The sequence below is a fragment of the Lysinibacillus parviboronicapiens genome (assembly GCF_003049605.2).
GTDB lineage: Bacteria > Bacillota > Bacilli > Bacillales_A > Planococcaceae > Lysinibacillus > Lysinibacillus parviboronicapiens.
In genome coordinates, this window is sequence record NZ_CP073713.1 from 4,487,179 (window position 1) to 4,507,236 (window position 20,058).

The 20,058-nt window shown below is 38.3% G+C and carries 22 protein-coding genes; 3 read left to right on the top strand and 19 right to left on the bottom strand.

All coding sequences use genetic code 11. The annotated features are described in order from the left end of the window. Nucleotides 1-315: 315 nt before the first annotated feature. On the bottom strand, nt 316-2,304 hold the full coding sequence (locus C9J31_RS21690) for an ABC1 kinase family protein (protein WP_107948870.1): 1,989 nt from the start codon (nt 2,302-2,304) through the stop codon (nt 316-318). Nucleotides 2,305-2,822: 518 nt separating this feature from the next. Between C9J31_RS21690 and C9J31_RS21695 the strand changes: the two genes are divergently transcribed. Further along, nucleotides 2,823-4,517: an FAD-dependent oxidoreductase gene (locus tag C9J31_RS21695; RefSeq protein ID WP_107948747.1), complete on the top strand. Its 1,695-nt coding sequence runs from the start codon at nt 2,823-2,825 to the stop codon at nt 4,515-4,517. A 40-nt stretch (nt 4,518-4,557) separates the two neighbouring features. Here C9J31_RS21695 and C9J31_RS21700 read toward each other — a convergent pair whose 3' ends face one another. The 11 genes from C9J31_RS21700 to hmpA all read right to left on the bottom strand — a co-directional run bounded on the left by C9J31_RS21700 (nt 4,558) and on the right by hmpA (nt 12,322). Then, nucleotides 4,558-5,508: a c-type cytochrome gene (locus tag C9J31_RS21700; protein ID WP_107948745.1), complete on the bottom strand. Its 951-nt coding sequence runs from the start codon at nt 5,506-5,508 to the stop codon at nt 4,558-4,560. A 289-nt stretch (nt 5,509-5,797) separates the two neighbouring features. Further along, on the bottom strand, nt 5,798-6,505 hold the full coding sequence (locus tag C9J31_RS21705; protein ID WP_107948743.1) for a DsbA family oxidoreductase: 708 nt from the start codon (nt 6,503-6,505) through the stop codon (nt 5,798-5,800). A gap of 10 nt (nt 6,506-6,515) precedes the next feature. Continuing rightward, entirely contained in the window at nt 6,516-7,292 is a 777-nt protein-coding gene (locus C9J31_RS21710) for a sulfite exporter TauE/SafE family protein (RefSeq protein WP_107948741.1), read from the bottom strand. A gap of 161 nt (nt 7,293-7,453) precedes the next feature. After that, nucleotides 7,454-7,681 carry a sulfurtransferase TusA family protein gene (locus C9J31_RS21715; RefSeq protein ID WP_054768327.1) on the bottom strand — a complete coding sequence of 76 codons (228 nt, stop codon included), beginning with the start codon at nt 7,679-7,681 and terminating at the stop codon, nt 7,454-7,456. A gap of 52 nt (nt 7,682-7,733) precedes the next feature. After that, entirely contained in the window at nt 7,734-8,861 is a 1,128-nt protein-coding gene (locus tag C9J31_RS21720; RefSeq protein ID WP_107948739.1) for an MBL fold metallo-hydrolase, read from the bottom strand. A gap of 83 nt (nt 8,862-8,944) precedes the next feature. Next, on the bottom strand, nt 8,945-9,340 hold the full coding sequence (locus C9J31_RS21725) for a DsrE/DsrF/DrsH-like family protein (RefSeq protein WP_107948737.1): 396 nt from the start codon (nt 9,338-9,340) through the stop codon (nt 8,945-8,947). Nucleotides 9,341-9,355: 15 nt separating this feature from the next. Beyond that, nucleotides 9,356-9,910, bottom strand: a complete 555-nt coding sequence (locus C9J31_RS21730) for a sulfurtransferase TusA family protein (protein ID WP_107948735.1) — start codon at nt 9,908-9,910, stop codon at nt 9,356-9,358. A 70-nt stretch (nt 9,911-9,980) separates the two neighbouring features. Further along, complete coding sequence (locus C9J31_RS21735; protein WP_054768325.1) at nt 9,981-10,277, bottom strand: rhodanese-like domain-containing protein; 297 nt, start codon at nt 10,275-10,277, stop codon at nt 9,981-9,983. 12 nt (nt 10,278-10,289) lie between these two features. After that, nucleotides 10,290-10,631: a rhodanese-like domain-containing protein gene (locus tag C9J31_RS21740; protein ID WP_107948733.1), complete on the bottom strand. Its 342-nt coding sequence runs from the start codon at nt 10,629-10,631 to the stop codon at nt 10,290-10,292. A 44-nt stretch (nt 10,632-10,675) separates the two neighbouring features. Beyond that, complete coding sequence (locus C9J31_RS21745; protein WP_107948732.1) at nt 10,676-10,936, bottom strand: metal-sensitive transcriptional regulator; 261 nt, start codon at nt 10,934-10,936, stop codon at nt 10,676-10,678. A gap of 219 nt (nt 10,937-11,155) precedes the next feature. Then, nucleotides 11,156-12,322 carry an NO-inducible flavohemoprotein gene (gene hmpA, locus C9J31_RS21750; RefSeq protein ID WP_107948730.1) on the bottom strand — a complete coding sequence of 389 codons (1,167 nt, stop codon included), beginning with the start codon at nt 12,320-12,322 and terminating at the stop codon, nt 11,156-11,158. A 191-nt stretch (nt 12,323-12,513) separates the two neighbouring features. On the opposite strand from hmpA, the gene C9J31_RS21755 reads away from it, so the two are divergent. Continuing rightward, nucleotides 12,514-12,951, top strand: a complete 438-nt coding sequence (locus tag C9J31_RS21755; RefSeq protein ID WP_107924073.1) for an Rrf2 family transcriptional regulator — start codon at nt 12,514-12,516, stop codon at nt 12,949-12,951. A 194-nt stretch (nt 12,952-13,145) separates the two neighbouring features. Here C9J31_RS21755 and C9J31_RS24180 read toward each other — a convergent pair whose 3' ends face one another. The 6 genes from C9J31_RS24180 to C9J31_RS21785 form a co-directional block, all read right to left on the bottom strand. Continuing rightward, nucleotides 13,146-14,126 carry a GNAT family N-acetyltransferase gene (locus tag C9J31_RS24180; protein WP_107948728.1) on the bottom strand — a complete coding sequence of 327 codons (981 nt, stop codon included), beginning with the start codon at nt 14,124-14,126 and terminating at the stop codon, nt 13,146-13,148. 22 nt (nt 14,127-14,148) lie between these two features. Beyond that, on the bottom strand, nt 14,149-14,601 hold the full coding sequence (locus tag C9J31_RS21765) for a nucleoside deaminase (protein ID WP_107948726.1): 453 nt from the start codon (nt 14,599-14,601) through the stop codon (nt 14,149-14,151). 18 nt (nt 14,602-14,619) lie between these two features. Further along, the gene (locus C9J31_RS21770; RefSeq protein WP_107948725.1) at nt 14,620-14,997 is read right to left on the bottom strand and encodes a VOC family protein; all 378 of its coding nucleotides are present in this window, start codon (nt 14,995-14,997) and stop codon (nt 14,620-14,622) included. Continuing rightward, nucleotides 14,994-15,428 carry a DUF1801 domain-containing protein gene (locus C9J31_RS21775; RefSeq protein WP_107948723.1) on the bottom strand — a complete coding sequence of 145 codons (435 nt, stop codon included), beginning with the start codon at nt 15,426-15,428 and terminating at the stop codon, nt 14,994-14,996. Before C9J31_RS21775 ends, C9J31_RS21770 begins: the two co-directional genes overlap by 4 nt. 376 nt (nt 15,429-15,804) lie before the next feature. Continuing rightward, a complete protein-coding gene (locus tag C9J31_RS21780; protein ID WP_107948721.1) occupies nt 15,805-16,461 on the bottom strand; it encodes a YdeI/OmpD-associated family protein in 657 nt (218 codons plus the stop codon). A 140-nt stretch (nt 16,462-16,601) separates the two neighbouring features. After that, a complete protein-coding gene (locus C9J31_RS21785) occupies nt 16,602-17,096 on the bottom strand; it encodes a DUF1648 domain-containing protein (RefSeq protein ID WP_107924069.1) in 495 nt (164 codons plus the stop codon). Nucleotides 17,097-17,346: 250 nt separating this feature from the next. On the opposite strand from C9J31_RS21785, the gene C9J31_RS21790 reads away from it, so the two are divergent. Then, nucleotides 17,347-19,059, top strand: a complete 1,713-nt coding sequence (locus tag C9J31_RS21790) for a methyl-accepting chemotaxis protein (RefSeq protein WP_107948719.1) — start codon at nt 17,347-17,349, stop codon at nt 19,057-19,059. A gap of 196 nt (nt 19,060-19,255) precedes the next feature. On the opposite strand, the gene C9J31_RS21795 is transcribed toward C9J31_RS21790, so the two are convergent. Next, complete coding sequence (locus C9J31_RS21795; protein ID WP_107948718.1) at nt 19,256-20,008, bottom strand: HAD-IIB family hydrolase; 753 nt, start codon at nt 20,006-20,008, stop codon at nt 19,256-19,258. Nucleotides 20,009-20,058 lie beyond the last annotated feature (50 nt).

The following is a 20,058-nucleotide window of genomic DNA, read 5'->3' on the forward strand; positions in this document are numbered from 1 at the left end:
TGTTCTATGTAATCACTTGAACGATTTCTATATATATTCGAATTTTTTATACTTTTATTAGCCTTTTAAAGTTTAGCATTAAAAGCATAACTTTTATACTATTTATCGTCGTTTTAATAGTTTAGTAAAACTCGAAACATTTTTGTAATATTACCAACACTGCTCAATTACTCTACAATAACCGATAATACGCTACACTAATACTTATTTACCTCTTCACTCCACCAACCACTCATCATTATTTGTAATGGTTTTGTAATATACAAATTATATATTTCTCAGGAATTAAAAAAGGTAAGGGCATTTTTCCCCTACCTATTGTTTCATTGAACGTAAAGCTTGAATCGATAACCGTACTAACAGGATGGCACATAAGAATAAACCTAAGTACGCTGCTGTATTTAAGTATACGGCATAGGAATCATGTATAAATTGTGAGATAGCTAATAAAGCTACTGAAATTATGCCAAACGTAATCCCCACGAGTAACAGAACAAAACGTGAAAACAGTTGTGTAATAAAACGAGCATTATGTTCATCTGAAAAAATATCATGATGTAATATGATTTTTCCACTTTCCACACGTTGAATGAGTTGATCAACTCTTCTTGGCATCTTTCGTAACGTTGGAATTAGCATCGATAGTTCTTCTTGCAAACGTTCCTTTGTAGCCATTGGTTCTTTAAAAGGTTTTAAAAATGCTGCGCGCATATAGGCGGAAGAAAAATCCTTTGCTTCTGTGAAAATATCAAATTGCGGCTCAATAATTCGCAACGTACCATCCAACGTCACTAACGATCGAAGCGCTAGACCGACCGACGGATAAAATGCAAGGCCAAAATCACGGACAACGGTAAATAACGAATGAATCAATTCTTCGGTTGGAATACGATCGACATAAGAAATTTTTAACAAAATTTGATCTATTGCTTGCTCCATTCGTGCCCGTTCTACATGATTTGCTTTCTCTACTAATAGCATTAAGCCGTCGTATAAGATGCTCGAATCATTTTGCTGAATGCCCATTAAAAATAGCTTTAAACCTTCTTGTTGGGTAGTTCCTAAACGTCCGACAGCCCCGAAGTCGAGCAAAATTGGTGCACCATCTGTCTCATCGATATAAATATTGCCAGGGTGCGGATCTGCGTGAAATATACCAGAAAAAAGCATTTGCTCAAAGAAAGAATACAGTATTGTCTGTGCAAACTGCCTACGATCTATTGATAGTCGTTTAAACTCTGATGCACCTTCTGCCACGCTTTTCCCTCGTACGTACTCCATGACAATAATATCTTCATCACTATATTGCGTATAAATTTTAGGAATGCGCACCTTATAATCACTTTTCGCAAGCGCATTCGTCACCTGCAATGTATTACGGACCTCAATGTCTAAATGAGTTTCCTCACGCAAACCATCCGCAAATCCACCAGCCAACTCTCGAAATCCCAATGATTCTGCCCACGTTGACTTGCTTGTAAGCCAGTTCGCAAATTCCTCTAATATATCCAGATCATCACGCATTATACCTTTCACTTCTGGACGGAGTAATTTCACCACAACTTCATCGTAATTTTTCAGTCGTGCCTTATGTACTTGTCCAATAGATGCAGCCGCTAAAGGCTCCATATGAAAAGTAGTGAATACCTCATCTACAGGTTTAGGAAGGGCATGTTCCAATATCTTTGTTACTTGCTCAGGTTGCAACGGCCTCACACTTTGTTGGAGCCGCTCTAATTCATCTATGAATATGGGTGAAAACAACTCCTTGCGTGTAGATAATACTTGACCAAATTTGATGAATATCCCACCACACTGCTCTAATGTCTTTCTTAGTGCAATCGCAAGCTCCTTTTCATTTTCACGCTGTCTTGCATATTTAATTGTTTGTACAACACCATTAGTGACTGCAATTTTTAATACCTGGCGCAATCGCTTTTGTTGACGCCAGTAACTACGTAACCTTAACAGTATAGATTTCTGTCCGTGTCGTCGATCTCCACTAGCAATACCACTCGAATCAAAGAGTTCAAACACGAGGTAAAGTAGCATGGATATTAGGAGCATACTGCCTATCCAAATGAGCGTACTTACCTCTGTCATAGTTTGCACCATTGATTCCGATAAAAAATCTGTATGACGCAAGTATGAATACCAGTAAACAAAGGACGTCAGTGTCACACTAATCACAACTGATAACACTCTTCGTACAAAATTTATACTCGAACCTATTAAACGACCACTGACAAAGTAAATGATCCCCGAAACGACTATAATTTGAATAAGAAATTTAACAAAAATCAACAGTACCGCCCCCATTGTTTCTTCCTAATACTGCTAGTATAACAAATTCATGCATGTACTTTCTTTTACTAACCCCCTGTTGTAAATGAAGTTAATAGCTATTTTTACCATCCCATCAAATATTTCGTACAACCATTGTCAATATTAGAAGTCCTATTCGTTATTTTTTGGCTCTTTTTCAAAATATGTACTTGACTACACATGTCATTGCGGACGGTCGCTTTTTCGCGGGCCTGTGCTGAGCATCCTCATTGCTCGTACTTTGCTCTGCGACGAAAACAAAGCGACAGAAGCAGCATTCACCACCCTCGGTTCCTTATACTTTATTTCAATATAAAATTATTACGCCAAGTTTGCTGAAAAGAATAAATAATTATCATTGATTATATACCCATACAGGTATATAATTCATTTATATTAATGCTCTATAAGATTATAAGCCAAATAAATCGTTAATAATTCAACGTTTAACCTTCTCAATACCCTTATAAGTATATATTGGAAAAGGATGTGTATATATGAGTAAAAAGTTTTTAATAGTTGGTGGTGTCGCAGGTGGTGCCTCAACAGCTGCAAGAATTCGTCGCTTAGATGAGCAAGCCGAGGTTATTATGTTTGAAAAAGGACCCAATGTATCATTCTCAAATTGCTCTTTACCGTTTCATTTAAGCGGAATCGTTGAAAACAGTAGCAAATTGATTTTAATTACACCACAGACTTTTCAATCAAAATACAATATCGAAGCACGAGTTAGTCACGAAGTAGTTTCCATTAACCGCGATGCAAAAACCGTAACTGTAAAGAATTTAATAAACGACACTAGCTATGAAGAAAGCTACGATACGTTGGTGTTATCTCCTGGCGCAAGCCCCATCGTACCAAACTTAGAGGGAGTCGATTCTCCTCATGTATTCACTGTTCGTAATGTAGTAGATATCGAACGATTAAACAATTATGTTAAAAGTGATGATGTAGAAGATATTGCCGTAATTGGTGGTGGCTTTATCGGTGTAGAAGTGGCGGAAAATTTACGTCTTGCAGGTTTCAACGTCTCACTCGTTGAATTTAGTAATCAAATGATGATGCCCTTCGATTACGATATGGCACAAATTTTACACAAAGAAATGATGGACAAAGGCGTCCATGTCATTGTGAATGATGGCCTTGCCAAAGTAACGACTGACTATGTAGAACTGAATTCTGGGAAACAAGTGAAAGCGCAGGCTGTCGTACTAGCGATTGGGGTTCGTCCAGAAACTTCTCTAGCCAAAGAGGCAGGGCTTACAATCGGTGAACTAGGTGGTATTCAGGTAAATGGCAACTATGTCACTTCCGACCCATCTATTTACGCTGTTGGTGATGTAATCGAAGTATTTCATCACCAAACTCATAAGCCAACTCGCCTTGCGCTAGCGGGTCCTGCACAGCGTCAAGCACGCGCAGCAGCTAATCACATGTATAATATGCCTCAACAGAACAAAGGAGTAATCGGATCTGCGAGCGTACAAATTTTTGATCTGACGTGCGCCGCTACAGGGTTAAATGAAAAAACAGCACATGCGAATGGCTTCCAAGCAAAAAGTGTATATATTATAGCACCCGACAAAGTAGGCTTAATGCCAAATAGTAATCCGCTACATTTTAAACTTGTCTACGAGGTGCCAACAGGGAAAATTCTTGGTGCTCAGGCTATTGGAAAGGGCAATGCAGACAAACGAATCGACGTCATTGCGACAATGATTACAATGAACGGTACATTAGCAGACTTAAAAGAGCTTGAATTATCGTACTCTCCGATGTTTAGTACAGCGCGGGATGTGGTTAATCTAGCAGCACTAGTAGCACAGAATCAGTTATTCGGTCATTACCAGCAAGTTAACGTAGATGAGGTTCGAGGTCTAGTTGAACGTAAGGCATATATTTTGGATGTGCGTGAGAAAAACGAGTATGAGGCTGGACATTTAATTAATGCGATAAATATTCCATTAAGTGAGCTTCGTGAACGTATGAATGAAATTCCAAAGGACGTACCAATTTATGTACACTGCCGCTCGGGTCAGCGCAGTTATAATGCCGTTATGGCTCTGCAAAATAACGGCTACTCCAATGTCTTTAATGTGGCAGGATCATTCCTAGGCATTTGCTTATACGAATACTTTAATGACATGACAACAAATCAAGAAAAAATTGTTACAGCATATAACTTCAAATAATATGAAAGGGATGCCGTCAAATCACAGCATCCCTTTTGGTTTAATTTGTAGAAAGTACTTGCTCCCAATCAATCGTATTGTTCTTTACTTGTTGTCGTTTCTCTTTGTCCATAATATCGTTCGGACGGCCACCTTTTGGCCAATCTTTATCATGATTTGCCCATTCTGGTCGATCCTGCGATAAAATATATGCCGCTAAATCAGAAGCATCTTGATCTGTTAAAGTACCATCCGCACCAATTGGCATGTTATTTTGAATGTAACCAGCCATTTTCGACATACGAGCCATTCCCGCACCATCATTAAAGGAATTTTCACCCCATAATGCTGGACCTGTATTGGCACCAGTACCCGAGCCATCTGCAGCATGACAAGCGATACAAGACTGTGCATATAGTTCCTCACCATTTGCTACATCCGGTATTGGTACACTCTTCATATTACTTGCACCAGCCCATTCACGTTCTGCCCCAATTGGAACACCTTCTGAAATATAGGCAAAGTACGCTACCATCGCTTCCAACTCGTCACTATTTATTTCGAATTTCTTACCATTCATACTTCGTATCATACAGCCATTAATGCGTTCTTCTATCGTTACAATACTTCCCGAACGACCAATGTATTGCGGATAATTTGCCATAACGCCTACCAAAGAAGAAACTTGTTCATCATAACCTGCTCCTGCATGACAACTTGTGCAAGATAATTGATTGCCAACGTATTCATCTGCGGCAACATGTGTATTATTCACAAGTTCATAGCCATACAAAATAGCTTCTTTCATAGGTCCATCTGGTACCTCTTCGATACTTGGTGGTGCGTAGACAACTTTCTGAGAAGCTGCTGTTGTCGGTACTTGCGTTTGTACCGTTGCATCTTCTGTCTCTCCATTTGCATCACCTAAGATTTTATCGCTGATGACCGCTCCCACAAAAAGTGAACCAGCTAATAATACCGTTCCTGCTATCCCCGTTACTATAGCTTTCATCTTCCATACCCCCCTCTGTATCTTTAATTTCACTTTAGCAAAATAATGTATTTTTGGATGTGATTTTTCTCACACCACTAAATATTTGAACCTTATATACAACAAAGTTGGATAAATATTGAAATTAATATTGTGCTATAACAGAAAAACCTAGACTTAATACCCCTTTATGTATATTTAATTTTATGCTAGAAAAAAACCGAGCACATCACTGTACTCGGTCACTTCCATTTTATTATAGTTTACAATCTCCGTCAGCACATCACTGTACTCGGTCACTTCCATTTTATTATAGTTTACAATCTCCGTCAGCACATGCAAACTCACCATCCCCAGCCCACTTCAACGAAGACTTCACACCGACCATTTCAGCAGTTTGATGCAATGTACGTACAAATACTTCATTTGGCTCTGCACCTTTAATGCCATAACGATTTTCGAATACAAAGAATGGTACACTTTTCACACCAATTTGCTGTGCATCATAACGATCCATGTTCAATTCTTCTATAAAAGCTTCACTTGAAAAAAGCACTTCTTGTGCATCAACTACATTTAAACCTAAGTCTTCGATAACTGCTAGTAAAACAGCTTCATCATTTAAATCTTTACCTTCTATAAAATAAGCAGCCATCAAAGCTTCATTATATGCCACTTCTTTACTAAATTGTTTTGTCCATTTTGCTAAGCGATGAGCCTTCTCTGTATGCGCAATTTTCATGTCATTATAATTATAAGCAAGCCCTACTTCCCTTGCTCGCTTTTCAATACCAACTGTCATTTGCTTCGCTTCTTCCATCGTCATCCCATGATCGGCCATTAAATATTCCAAAAAGTTCTGTCCTATCTCTTTTGGTGCCTTAGGATTTATTTGGAACGCTTTAAATTCTATTTCTACTTGTCCAGTATATCCAGCCTGTTCAATGGCACGTTGTAATTCCTTTTCCCCTATATAACAAAAAGGGCAGGAGAAATCGGAAAATATTTCAATTTTCATTGTATACCTCCTACAAAATATCCATCCAAATCTTTACTGCAGTTGCGAGTATAAGTACCGCCAAAATACCTTGCAATACCTTTGTATTCATATTTTTCCCTGCCTTCGCTCCTAATGGCGCAGCAATCAGACTAGCCACAATCATTATCGCTGCTGGATAATAATCAACTTGACCTGTCATTAACTTCCCTATTGTACCACCGATGGATGAAATAAAAGTAATCGCTAAACTTGTTGCAATGGTCATACGCGTTGGAATCCCTAATACAACAAGCATAATCGGCACGAGCAGGAAGCCACCTGCCGCTCCAACAATCCCTGAACCAATCCCCACGATGAACGCTAAAATTGATGCTAAACCTTTGTTAAAACTAACCTCATGCATTGGCTTATCATCAATGTGCTTTTTCGGGATAAACATCATTACCGCCGCAATTAGCGCTAATATACCATATACGACATTAACATCTGTTTCCGATAAAAACCGGGAACCATAACTACCGACAAAGCTCCCAACTAAAATAGCAGCCCCCATATAGACAATCAGAGACTTATTTAAATAGCCACCTTTACGGTAAGCCCATACGCCTGCAATTGAAGCAAAAAACACTTGTACGGCACTAATACCCGATACCTCATGTGCTGTAAACGCTGTAAAGCCAAGTAAAGGGGGTATATATAATAACATAGGATATTTAATAATCGAGCCACCAATCCCCAGCATTCCTGACACATAGGAACCTACAAAACCGATTACAAATATTGTCATGATCCATGTTATATCCATTCATTTTTCCTTCTTTCTTATCAATTACGTCTTTCGCGAAATAAACCCTCGTCAGAAAATTCATTTAGCCATAGACTTACATTCTCCATTGCTTCAGTAAACAGTAACTACAATACGAAGAAGAAAGGTGAGTGTCCAAGCTCGAACACTCACCAATCACATTACGCTTTTTGAATAAAGAATGTAATAACACCAGCATTTTCGGATTGACCAAGAATTGCGTGGCCCCCTACTTTAGTCCAAGCCGGGATATCCGCTAAAGCACCTTTATCCGTTACTTGCACTTCTAAAATTTCACCCGATACTAGAGTGTCCATAGCCTTTTTCGTTTTCACGATGGGCATTGGGCAAGATAAACCCTTTGCATCTAATTGTAAGTTTGAATTCATGTTAATCTCCTCTCATGTCCGAATTGTGTGCAAATTGCGTGCGTGCCAGGCACTATCTTACGGCACAGCGATTTGGTCCTATTTCCATCTCTGTTTGTTCATCTTGTGCGGGTGTGATTTTGCCCATATTCACTTGGCGAATTTCTTGGTAGGCATTTGGTTGCGGCGGTAAATTATCAGTTACAATACTTCGGAACGTTACCTCATCTTCAATATTTAAGCCATGGTTTTCAGCAAATAATTCACCTAGACGCTTGCCCACAGTGCCATCTTCATTTAACTCATGAATAATCATAAAATGAGCCGGTAACACAACTAAATCATCTGAAAGTTCGCGGTAACGTTTATAAAGTGTTTCACGTAAATCTTCAACCCAATCTTCTGCAAGACCAGCTAAATCCGGACGTCCAATCGAATCGATAAACAAAATGTCCCCAGTTAACAAATATTTGCTATCTACAACAAATGATGTTGAACCGATTGTATGTCCTGGCGAATAAATGGCCCCTACATCAATGTTCGATGCACCAATTTGTACCGTAGTACCATCTACTAATGGCTCATAATCATATACAACTTCCTCCGCATCTTTTGGGGGTAGATAATACGTTGCACCAGTTGCAGCTGCTATATGACGGCCTCCTGAAATATGATCGGCGTGTAAATGCGTATCAAATACATGTTTAATTTTTACGTTTTTCTCACTTGCAAAATTTAAAAATACCTCTGTAAAACGAACTGCGTCAATAATTGCTGCCTCACCCTCAGAAATTACCATATAAGACAGACAGCCTTTTCCTAAACGCACGAATTGATAAAGCTCACCGCCACCTGTTAAATTCCCTACTTTAATCGGCTCTAAATATTCACTCCATGTTTTCATACCGCCGGCTAAATAAGCTGCTTTAAGACCTGCTTCCGCTAACATATCAGCTACCATCATTGACGAGCCCTCTTTCGCACAAACGACTAAGACCTCTTTGTCAGTTGGGATTTTCGCTAAAATACCTTCTACGCCATCTAGTAACTCAAAATACGGAATATTAAGGTATTCGAACTTATGTCCATCAATTTTCCAATCCTCAAATGCATCCACATTACGTACATCTAAAATAAATAATTCCTCATTATTAATTACTTTTTTCGCTACATCTGCAGCGCTCCATTGTTGTACTGACACTCAAAGTACCCCCTCAGGTATTATTTCGTCGATTTTTTTAGCGGAAAGGACAAACCTCTCCACTTACTTTTATCTACTAAACATTAAAACGTTAATGATGGCGCTGCATCTTTAGCAAATTCCAGGAACGTTACTGCACCGCCAACTTCAATACCCGCAACGAAAGCATCTGTTGTCAAACCCATTACATCCATCGTCATTTGACATGCAATAAACTTCACACCTAACTCTTGTGCCATTTCAACTAATTGCGGTATAGCAGGAACATTTGCTTTTGCAAAGCCTTCAGCAAAATGTTCAGTTCCAGCAGGCATAGATAGCGCATGCATACCTTGTTTGTGTATTAAATTTAACCCTTCGAATGTGAAAAAGATTGCAACCTCTTTGTCAGAAGCTGCCGCTGCTGTTGCGATATTGAACACTTTATACGCGTCGAAAAGACCACCATTACTTGCAATAATTGCTACTTTGTTTGACATATTAAATTCCTCCAATTAAATAGTTTTTATGAGTTCGCCCGTCCAGACTGTCATACCTGGAAGTACGTTATAAACCTTTGCAAAACCATTTGCCACAAGCCTTTGCGCTGCAAAATCGCTACGCTTTCCTGTACGACAAATCACATATATCTCTTGTTCCTTGTCAAGCTCAGAGATGCGCGCCTCAAGATCACCTAACGGAATAGACAGAGCACCATCAATATGACCGAAGGCGAACTCCACCTCTTCACGCACATCTAGGATAAGCCCATTTTTTCCAACCACTTCAACCAACTCAATTGTCGGTTCAAACGCTTTTTCAACTATTGTGTCATTTTCGCATTTACGAATATAATGCTTTAACACAGCGTCTTCTTCCGTTGTACCAATGTATTGATGACCTACAGTTTCGGCCCAAGCAGCTATATCCGCCCTAGAACCTTTATCCGTTGCTAGCACTTCTAGAATCTGACCATCCACTAAATCTGCCATTGCCTTTTTTGTTTTTACGATAGGCATGGGGCACGAAAGCCCTTTAGCATCTAACTGAAAATCTGCCTTAATACTCATAACTTCCTCCTTATACCTATAAGGGTATTATTTTTAGTAAAAAAATATAGACAGAGGCTAATAAAATCGCTTACTGCACTTCGCCTTCCCAGGCAAGCATGCCACCAAGCATATTTGTGACATCAAAACCTCGATCTGCTAAATATTGTGTGGCCTGAGCACTCCGAGCACTTGAACGACAAACCATAATATACGGTTCATTTTTCTTTAACTCGTGTAATCGAAATTCCAATAAACCCAAAGGAATATGAATGATGCCCGGAATATGCCCAGACGCCACTTCATTTACTTCACGTACATCAATTAGTTTGATAGCTTGCCCTTGCTCTAATGCTTGTTGAACTTCTTTCGCCGCAATTTCTTTCACTCTATTGCCCTCCTAGTAAACGTTCATGCCGCCACGGACATTTGTTACACGCTCGAATCCTTGTTTCTTTAGTTGTTTACACGCTTGACTACTACGCATACCACTTTGACATATGACTACAATTTCTTTGTCTTGTGGTAGTTTGTCAAAGCTGGAGCCAAGTGGGATATTTTTGAATTGCTGAATATTCCCTCGCTTGTATTCAGCTGGCGTTCGCACATCCACAAATACTTTATCCTTATCATCCAACATATTTTTTAATTGTGCTGCTGATATTGACTGAACACCTTTCGTCGGCTTCATCCTCCATACTAAAAACGCAATAACAATAGCAATGATAATCCATGTTTCCAAGTGATAATTCCTCCTAACAACATACTATAAAGGGTATATATTATTTACCTACTTTTCACGACTAAATCCATTGCCTCTTGAATAGCAGTATTCATTTTTTCTGAATCTCCTTCAGCAGTCGCTACACAATTCAACAAATTCTCGCTAACAATCACTCCAATAGTTCGATCAACTGCTGAACGTACGGCAGATAGCTGTGTAATAACATCTTTACAATGTTGCCCATGTTCCATCATCCGCAAAATCCCACGCAATTGACCTTCCATTCGCTTCACTCGGTTTGCTGTTTTTGCATCATACGCCATTCTTGTGCACGCCTCCTTCCAAATCAAAATCGCATCTTGCTTACACGATTCATAATATACCCCATTAGGTATATTGTCAAGCATATATAAGCTAGCCGTTAATTTGTGAGTTCTATCCGTCATTTCCTTACTTCTATCCGCCTCAGCTTCTAACACAGATCTTTAAAATAAAAAAACCTGTTACAAGCGTCAAAAACGCTCGTAACAGGGAAATCCTTATTATTTTGCTAATTGCATTGCTGGACCAAAGAATTCATAGTGAATTTTTTCGTCTGCTATGCCAATTTCATGTAAGTTTTTAATAACCGCTTCCATAAATCCAGTTGGGCCACATACATATACGTCCGTATTATTCGCTATGCTTTCAGCCAATAACTCTTTTGTAATGAGCTTGTCTTCATCAGAGTATAAAGCTGTATATGTTGCATTAGGAAGGGTATTTATTTTTTCTTGAATGTCATCACTAAATGCTATTACGTTCTCATTACGCGCACATTGAATAAAGTTCACTTCATTTGCCGCATCATCTTTTAGAGATTGAAGCATACTATTTAGTGGTGTAACGCCAATACCTCCACTTACGAATGTGATTGGTGTAGATGTTTCTTCTAGAACAAATAGACCTGCTGGAACACTTACGTCTACTAAATCACCCACTTGTAAAACGTCGTGAATAAAGTTTGATACTTTGCCATTTGGTGTATGGTCACTTTCACGTTTTACAGATATACGATAACCCTGTTCTGCTGTTGCTTGTGAAAGTGTATATTGACGGTTCATTAAATATTCTTCGCCAGGTACTTTCACTCGGATACTAATGTATTGACCTGGCTCGTAAGCTGGTAGTGGTGAGCCATCCTCATTCACAAAATAAAGAGAAGTTACTAGGTCACTTTCAACTTCTTTTTTAGCTACTTTTAATGGTTTGAATAAACGCCATCCACCATTTACTTCTGATTTTTGATATAACTCTTCTTCAACTTGAATGAATATATCTGCAATCATGCCGTACGCTTCAGCCCATGCATTAATAATATCGTCTGTTGCTGCATCTCCAAGGACTTCTTTAATTGCTTTTAATAAATGTTCCCCTACAATTGGGTAATGCTCAGGTAGAATACCTAAACTACGGTGTTTATGAGCAATTAACATAACTGCTGGTAAAATCGCCTGTAAATTTTCAATATGAACAGCTGCCGCATACACCGTGTTTGCTAATGCTGTTTGTTGACGCCCTTGTTCTTGGTTCGTGTGATTAAAAATATTTAATAATTCCGGATGAGCCTGAAACATATTTTTGTAAAACGTCTTTGTAATTGCCACACCATGAACTTCTAATACCGGAACTGTCGCTTTAATAATTTGTACTGTTTCTTGTTTTAACATATCGCATACCATCCTTTCGTGATTACAATATAACGCTTTCATTTTCTTAAAGCAATATATAAAATACATCTTTAACAAAATAGACATAATTAATGTATTTTAAATACATCTTTTCAACAAGCATTCGGATTACTATGGAATAGATGAAAATGCTATAATTATTTATGAACTTTAGAAAGTAGGGTGTTCTAATGCGATTAACTTTATACACAGATTACTCTCTTCGGACACTCATTTATCTAGGAGCGAAGGAAGACGGTCAACTATCAACTATTCAAGAAATTTCCGATGCCTATAATATATCAAAAAATCATTTAATGAAGGTGACACACCAGCTTGGGCAGCTTGGTTACATTGAAACAATCCGCGGACGCGGTGGCGGTATACGTCTAGCAATCGATCCAAAGACGTTAACAATCGGTGAAATCGTTCGTCATACAGAAGAAGATTTTCATTTGGTGGAATGCTTCGATAAAGAAAATAACCTCTGTAAAATAGCTCCTGAATGTCAGTTAAAGGGTGTCCTATATGAAGCATTACAAGCTTATTTAGCTGTACTAGATCGCTATTCACTCGATGATTTTTTACATTCTAAAGAAAAATTGATGGCTTTACTGCTAGGCAAATAGAAATACCCGCTCAACCAAAAGTTGGACGGGTATTTCTTTTTATGTTGCTGACTGTTATTAATATTAACTTACGGTTATTAGGACATCGTCGCACTATAGCCTTTGCCCTGTGGATTTTACTCGTCTTTTTCACAGCTTGAACTAGTATGCACGACAACATAAAAAATCGAGGAATGTTTCGCCTCGATCTCGATCTATAGCGCCTTTGAAAACATAATCATATCTAAGGCACGTATACCATTTTCATAGATTGGCTCTGCATAACTACTGAAAAAATCCTTTTCAATTGTTTCCATACGAAAACCAGACTTTTGATAAAAAGCAATATTATCAATGCTAGAATTTGCAGTCCCTACTATTACATTTTTATAACCTTGTGATTTACTAACAGTACTAATTTTTTGCAACGCTACCTTACCAATACCTCTACCTTGAAACTCTGGTTTAATAGCGATATTTTTTAATTCAATCGTTGTGGTTGACTGTGCAAGAAGCAACGCAACTCCAGCCAATTTTTCACCGCATTTAATCTCATATAAATCACCATCATTCATATATTGGCGAACAGCTTCTTCACTTTCATCCGCAATTAATAACAGTGGCAAATAGCTTTCTCGCGATCCTTCTACTAACTCTAAAGAAGTACTGTAACGAACAAAATCCTCACGTTCAAAGACATTTAGAACACATGGTTGTTTTTCCTTTACCTCTAACCAATTGTGCTCATGTGGAAAATCTTGCTCTACACCTAAACGGATAAACGGTAACTTTTCTTGCGCCTTTTGTGAGCGAATATTGACCTTTCTCGCTCCTGCAAAAACACGCTTTAGCCCTAATTCATAAAACGCAATTTCTAGTATTGCTTTTTTGGCCTCTAGATTATAGCCCTTACCCCAAAATTCATAGCCAAGCCATGAACCAATATGACAGCTCTTTTTCGCATGATCTATAAACATCAATGCTGTCACACCAATAACTTGTCCTTCCTCATTCAATACAACACGAGGGACGGTCTTTCCCTCTTCTTCATCTATACATTCTCGTTTAATAAAATTAATGGTATCTTCTACTTTGCCAGCAGGTAACCCAAGTGCATCTCTCACCTGTGGCATTGAAGATAATGCATGCATCGCTTCTGCATATTTAATGTCGTGTTTCACTAAAGTTACTGCCATACCTTATTCTCCTTTTACGTTATTACGCTTTTTTATACCAAACATGCATCGGATTTTTCTCATCATCCTCTACTGGTAAATGTATCATTTGAAATGCTCGTTCTGCTTCCGCTTTTTGTAAATCAGCATATACCTCACTTGAGCGGCCTAAACCAACAGCTAGTGCATCTGCTAGTGAATTGGCAAAATAGGCCTTATCTACGCCTGCCATGGCCATTGCGCCAAAGCACATGGGGCAGGGCGCACCACTTGCATACATTACCGTACCACGCAAATCTATAGTACCTAGTTTTTCCTGAGCACATCGTAAAGCTAATAATTCTGCATGCCCTGTGCTATCTGGACGTAGGTGTAGTTCATTGACGCCTTCGCCAATGATTTCGCCATCTTTAACTAATATAGCTCCAAATGGTTGTCCACCCTGTGCAACGTTTGCAAGCGCCAGCCCTATAGCACGCTCCATCCACTTATTCAAATATACTCCTCCTTATATTTAATTATACGTAAATTGCCATGATACACCGAAACGGTCCTCAATCCAGGCAAATTGTTTGGAAAAGCCATAATTGTCAAGTGGCATTAATGCTTTTCCACCCTCCAATACTTGTGCTGCAAGACTTCCGATTTCTTCTAGCGTCTCACATTCTACAAAAATGGATGTCGAGGGTGTAAACGTAAAATTGTGCGTAATGACACTATCATTCACCATAATTTTCAGACCTTTTAAATCGAGCACAGCCATTGCAACTTGCTGAGAATCTTCCATATAAGTCAGGCTCTCCACTGTTAAATCCGTAAACCATTGTTTATATTGCTCGATTGCATCGTTTGCCTGTCCTTGAAACATTAAAAATGTTGTAGCGCTTTTCATTTGGTCAACTCTCCTTCATATTTCAAAATCCACTCGTCTGGTGTCATCTTTGACACAAGCTCTCCAATCAAATCATATGGAATATTTTTAGTACTCGTAAAACGAATACAACTTTTCCCCATATTCAGTTTTGTTGGTACACGCTTTGCATATTCATCTTGAAACCAAGAAAGCAATACCTTATCTGCATAAATGCCCATATGATATACAGCTATATGCCGCTTTTGAGCAGCTAGACTAATAAAGGGGAGTGGTGTATTTGGGGTTACGTGATAACCTTTCGGATATGTCGATAAAGGTACACCATAGCTTATCATGTCATAGTACATTGTTCGTTCAAAGCCATCTGGTAAATTACATTCCACTACCTCCACTAGCTTGGCCAAACTATCACGCCATTTTTCATCTACTTGTTCAATATAAGTACTCATACTTTACCCTCACTTTTTAACATAGACATCAAATTCATTAGCGCAAAACATTTAACGTTGTTGAGCAGTTTTGATACATCCTGAATGACTAAAATCAACATGGACTCACTGTTAGCTATTTTTACAATGTGGAAGTACGAGTCGATCAAAATATTCGCAACAGAAGTTTCATCATGGCTACACCAATTTATAGTGCAAACCCAAAGTCATCATGGCACTACAACAGACAGCATCGTTAGCCCTTAGACAATACAATTTTACCTTTTAAAACTTCTTCAGGAGCTATGAACACTTTGCCATACAACATAAAAAGTAAATATGGGAGTAATCGCTATTACCCCATACATTATTGTTTTTTTCGCTCGTTTGTAGCAAGTTATGCTTTCTCTTCACTTTTGGCTTTTCGGTATAATTCCTTCGTCTTAAAGCCTTGTCTTGTAAGTTCCCGCATTTCATTCACACGGGCTACCTGTGTTTCTTCCTTTTTTGCACTATAAATATAGCGAGCCCAATCCTTTTGATACCCCGGTGTTAGCCCATCATAAAAGGCTAAATCATTCGTATTATCAGCAAGCTGTTTCCGCAATTGTGGAATCATGCTTTCATAGTCACTCACACATTGACTATTTGCTGTCTTTTTCTTACCACGCGCCTTACTATCTCGCTTCATGCTTAAAATGGAAAACGTCTCATCGAGTGACATCAGACTTACAAATTTGATATCACTACCGACAATATATTTTTCTTCATCTACTTGAATCGCTGGGAAAATTTCATCACGATGAATAAACTGTTGATATTTTTTATTACCCTTTTTCGGATAAACGAAAAATAAATATCCCTGCTCGGCTAGCATATTAGCCTTGAGCGTACTGTCTAAATAAGTTACCATGTCATCCACAGAAAACACAAAGGAAATGATACGGTCATATGGGGCATCGCCTGAGTGTGAAATTCCCTCTAATATCATATCCTGCGGTTGATTTAAAATAGTAAGCGAGAGCCCATCCTTTAGTTTAAATTTCTTTTGCATGTCTTTCGCACCTCTTTCGATTTCATGTATCCTAAATTTATCACAAAAAAAGGGAGGTGTCTCAAAAGATAGAAACACCTCACCTCAGTGACTAAAGCTGTACATCATACACAAAATTATAAATCACTATGAAAACATTACTATTTAATTTTTGAAGAATTTATTAAACCTTTTACAATCGGCAGTGCTGTTCCAATCAGCACAAATGGCAGGAACCACCAGCCTAATGTCTCCACTTTCTCTAAAGCTATGAGCACCATTACGCAGGAGATGAAGGCGAATAAAATTAAGCAAAAGTTCTTTACTTCATTTAATATTTTACGACTATTTAAATAAAACGCCTCCACGTTACTATCGTTTAAACGAGCAGGATAGTTATGCATATGTGGCGCTTTTTCAAGTAGCCCCATTAACACCCACAAAAATATCCCCATAAACGGTAGGATAAGTAATTCAATTTTAGACCCCCAGCGATTGACCTCTCCCGCACCATTAAAATGTGCTGGGATTTCATCAGGTATTTGTCCCCACATTATAACAATGTATAAAATAGACGCAACAAATACCCCACCACCAATATAGTCCCACATCTTTTCATATTTCGTCTTAGGTAATTTTAAAATCGGTCTATGCATCATCCCACATCCTTGTTTTATCCTTATTTGACTCTACGTTTCACACTCTTAATAAGTTTCATATCCACTTTATTCATTTTCCCTAAAATTCTATTTTTCTACAACTTACTTCTCTTATTTATATAATATTCAACATGAAAATACTCATAATACTTTGTAAATTGCATATAATCTGATATAAATGGTATATATACATATTTCATTTTTTTGTAACATTTCTACTAATCTACTAAGAAAGGATTTTTCAAACATGCGATTTACTATCTATAAGAAATTATTACTCGGTTTTTTAATTGTCATTTTCGTTTTAGTTGGCACAATAGGTTTAAACTTTAAACAGCTGAATTCAGTAAATAATACGTACCGTGAATTACTCGAAGAACAAACGACTAAATCTATTAGTATTCAAGAGCTCAGAGCTATCGCAAAGCAAGAGATTGTAAGTATGCGAGGCTATTTACTACTAGGAGATAAGCAAAATCTACAAAGTAATAAAGAATCCCGCGCTGAATTCAAACAAAAATCTGATGACTTAATGGCATCACTCGAGTCCCAAAAATCTATTGAATTATTAGAGGCCATTATTAAAAGTGAAGAAAATGTTCAGCAGTTCTCAGATCGCATGTTTTCTTTAAAAAACGATGGACAAACCGAACAATACGAAAAATTGGATAGCACACAGGGTCGCCTTATTATCAAACAATTCGATGAACGGGTGGAAAATCTTTCAAACTATCAACAAGAATTTGTAGAATCAAAAATTACTGCTACATCAAATGAAATTCAATCGATTAAGTTTCAGATGATTTTACTTGGGGCATTTGCCGTTGTCATTAGTCTGATAATTGCCATGGTAATGGGAAGCATTATTTCCCGACCAATCAATGGTATGGCAAAAGCTGCGAAGAAAATCGCAGAAGGTGATTTAACAGCTGAGCAAATCCGCATCAAGAATCGTGATGAGGTTGGCGATTTAGCCCTTGCCTTTAATCAAATGGCTCAAAATTTAAAGAACTTAATTACAAATGTGCGTCAAAATACAGTACAAGTTAGTGCTTCTGCTGCAGAGTTAACAGCGAGCGCTGACCAAACGATTCAAGCAACAGAGCAAATTACATCTTCCATTCAAGAAGTAGCGAGTGGCTCTGAAGCACAAGGGAAAAATGCTACTGAGAGCTCTGAAGCAATGAAAACAATGACGAAGGGTATCCAGCAATTAGCAGCAACGACTGCTGCTGTTTCTGAACTCGCAATGGAGACAAATACAGAGGCAAACAAAGGCAATGATTCCTTACAGCGCGTTATTACACAGATGGATACCATCAATACCGCCGTACTTGAATCTGCGACAGTTGTAAAAAATTTAGGGAGCCATTCGTTGGAAATTGGAAATATTATTAGCATTATCACCGACATCGCAGAACAGACCAACTTATTAGCATTGAACGCAGCAATCGAAGCAGCACGAGCTGGCGATCATGGTCGTGGGTTTGCAGTCGTGGCAGACGAAGTTAAAAAATTAGCTGAACAATCAAAAAAATCAGCTGAACAAATTGCAGGGCTCATCTCAGAGATCCAACAAGACACCAACCGTGCAGTCACAGTGATGGATACAGGAACACAAGAGGTACAAATTGGTATACAGGTTGTCAAAGAGGCAGAAGAAGGCTTTTCTAAAATCGTGGAACTCATTGAGCATGTATCTATGCAAATCCAAGAAGCAACTACTGTTTCCGAGGAGATGTCATCGAGTGCTGAACAAATATACGCATCATTCGATGAAATTGCTACAATCGCACAAATGTCTTCCGCTAACCTGCAAAATGTGGCTTCTTCCTCGGAGGAGCAATTAGCGACAATTGAAGAAGTGGCCGCTTCTGCAGCTACTCTCTCGACAATGGCTGAAGAATTACAAACGCAAGTTTCACGCTTTAAAGTGCAAAAAGAAGAGGCCAGCATATAAGGATTTTTAAACTCTGAATAGTTTTTTGGAATCTTACCTACTTCAAAAAAAAACCAAGTAAGCCTCAGTCGACACTTATGCAACGACTGAGGCTAAACTGGTTTACCTTTCTCTAAGAAATTTGCAGATTTTTTCTTGATGGAATCTCAGAGTACTTTTATTCAAAATAGTACTTTCCAATCTATACATATCTACATTAGCATTTATACTTTTTGCTTAATCTTTGTAGCATTGCAATAATTGCTACTTCTTCGCTAGCAACCTGTAAATTAGCATATTTCCGTACTTCATGCATGCCTACACATACACTTTCCTTTGCCTTTACAAACATTGCTTTATCATTTGCATCATTACCAAACGCGACAAAATCCCCTTCTAGAACACCTAACTTTATTAAGCCATTCCATTTATCAATACCACTAGGACTTATATCGACAATATTCTCTGACATATGCTCATATAACGAAATCGGTAGTTTTTCGAGCTCTGTCAATATTTCTTGTTGCTGTTCACCAGGAAATAATACAATTTTCACAATGTCCTTCAGTTCAGTAAATAATACTTTTTTTGCCAGCTTCAGTGGATCTAAATTTCGATAAATCGGATGATCTTCACTACCTGTGTACGCGTAATCCCAATCACCATCGATTAAATATGGGAGTTTAAATGCTGTAATAATTTTTGAGATAGCCTCCACGGTTTCTACTGAAAAAGCACTTACTTCAATGGTATCCCCATTGCTAGCGACAAATGCCCCATTTCCCCCAACCATCGGAAGTTTTCTCATCGACTCCGGTAATACGGGCAATAAATCACGAATTGGACGTGCTGAAGCAAAGATTACCTCATGGCCATCCGCCATACAATTCGCCAACGCAGTAGTTATACCTGGTGTCAACGGCTGTCCTTTAAAACAAATTGTGCCATCCAAATCAAATACGAATTTCATTGTTACACCTACTTTCTATGTATAAAATCTGGCTTTATTATCTCATAGAA

Bases quoted from the DNA above. Each gene is read 5' to 3' on its own strand.
- hmpA (WP_107948730.1), bottom strand. From the start codon at position 12,322: ATGTTAAAACAAGAAACAGTACAAATTATTAAAGCGACAGTTCCGGTA.
- C9J31_RS21790 (WP_107948719.1), top strand. From the start codon at position 17,347: ATGCGATTTACTATCTATAAGAAATTATTACTCGGTTTTTTAATTGTC.
- C9J31_RS21695 (WP_107948747.1), top strand. From the start codon at position 2,823: ATGAGTAAAAAGTTTTTAATAGTTGGTGGTGTCGCAGGTGGTGCCTCA.
- C9J31_RS21700 (WP_107948745.1), bottom strand. From the start codon at position 5,508: ATGAAAGCTATAGTAACGGGGATAGCAGGAACGGTATTATTAGCTGGT.
- C9J31_RS21710 (WP_107948741.1), bottom strand. From the start codon at position 7,292: ATGGATATAACATGGATCATGACAATATTTGTAATCGGTTTTGTAGGT.
- C9J31_RS21775 (WP_107948723.1), bottom strand. From the start codon at position 15,428: ATGAGTACTTATATTGAACAAGTAGATGAAAAATGGCGTGATAGTTTG.
- C9J31_RS21725 (WP_107948737.1), bottom strand. From the start codon at position 9,340: ATGTCAAACAAAGTAGCAATTATTGCAAGTAATGGTGGTCTTTTCGAC.
- C9J31_RS21755 (WP_107924073.1), top strand. From the start codon at position 12,514: ATGCGATTAACTTTATACACAGATTACTCTCTTCGGACACTCATTTAT.
- C9J31_RS21785 (WP_107924069.1), bottom strand. From the start codon at position 17,096: ATGCATAGACCGATTTTAAAATTACCTAAGACGAAATATGAAAAGATG.
- C9J31_RS21795 (WP_107948718.1), bottom strand. From the start codon at position 20,008: ATGAAATTCGTATTTGATTTGGATGGCACAATTTGTTTTAAAGGACAG.
- C9J31_RS21730 (WP_107948735.1), bottom strand. From the start codon at position 9,910: ATGAGTATTAAGGCAGATTTTCAGTTAGATGCTAAAGGGCTTTCGTGC.
- C9J31_RS21715 (WP_054768327.1), bottom strand. From the start codon at position 7,681: ATGAATTCAAACTTACAATTAGATGCAAAGGGTTTATCTTGCCCAATG.
- C9J31_RS21705 (WP_107948743.1), bottom strand. From the start codon at position 6,505: ATGAAAATTGAAATATTTTCCGATTTCTCCTGCCCTTTTTGTTATATA.
- C9J31_RS24180 (WP_107948728.1), bottom strand. From the start codon at position 14,126: ATGGCAGTAACTTTAGTGAAACACGACATTAAATATGCAGAAGCGATG.
- C9J31_RS21780 (WP_107948721.1), bottom strand. From the start codon at position 16,461: ATGCAAAAGAAATTTAAACTAAAGGATGGGCTCTCGCTTACTATTTTA.
- C9J31_RS21770 (WP_107948725.1), bottom strand. From the start codon at position 14,997: ATGAAAAGCGCTACAACATTTTTAATGTTTCAAGGACAGGCAAACGAT.
- C9J31_RS21745 (WP_107948732.1), bottom strand. From the start codon at position 10,936: ATGGCGTATGATGCAAAAACAGCAAACCGAGTGAAGCGAATGGAAGGT.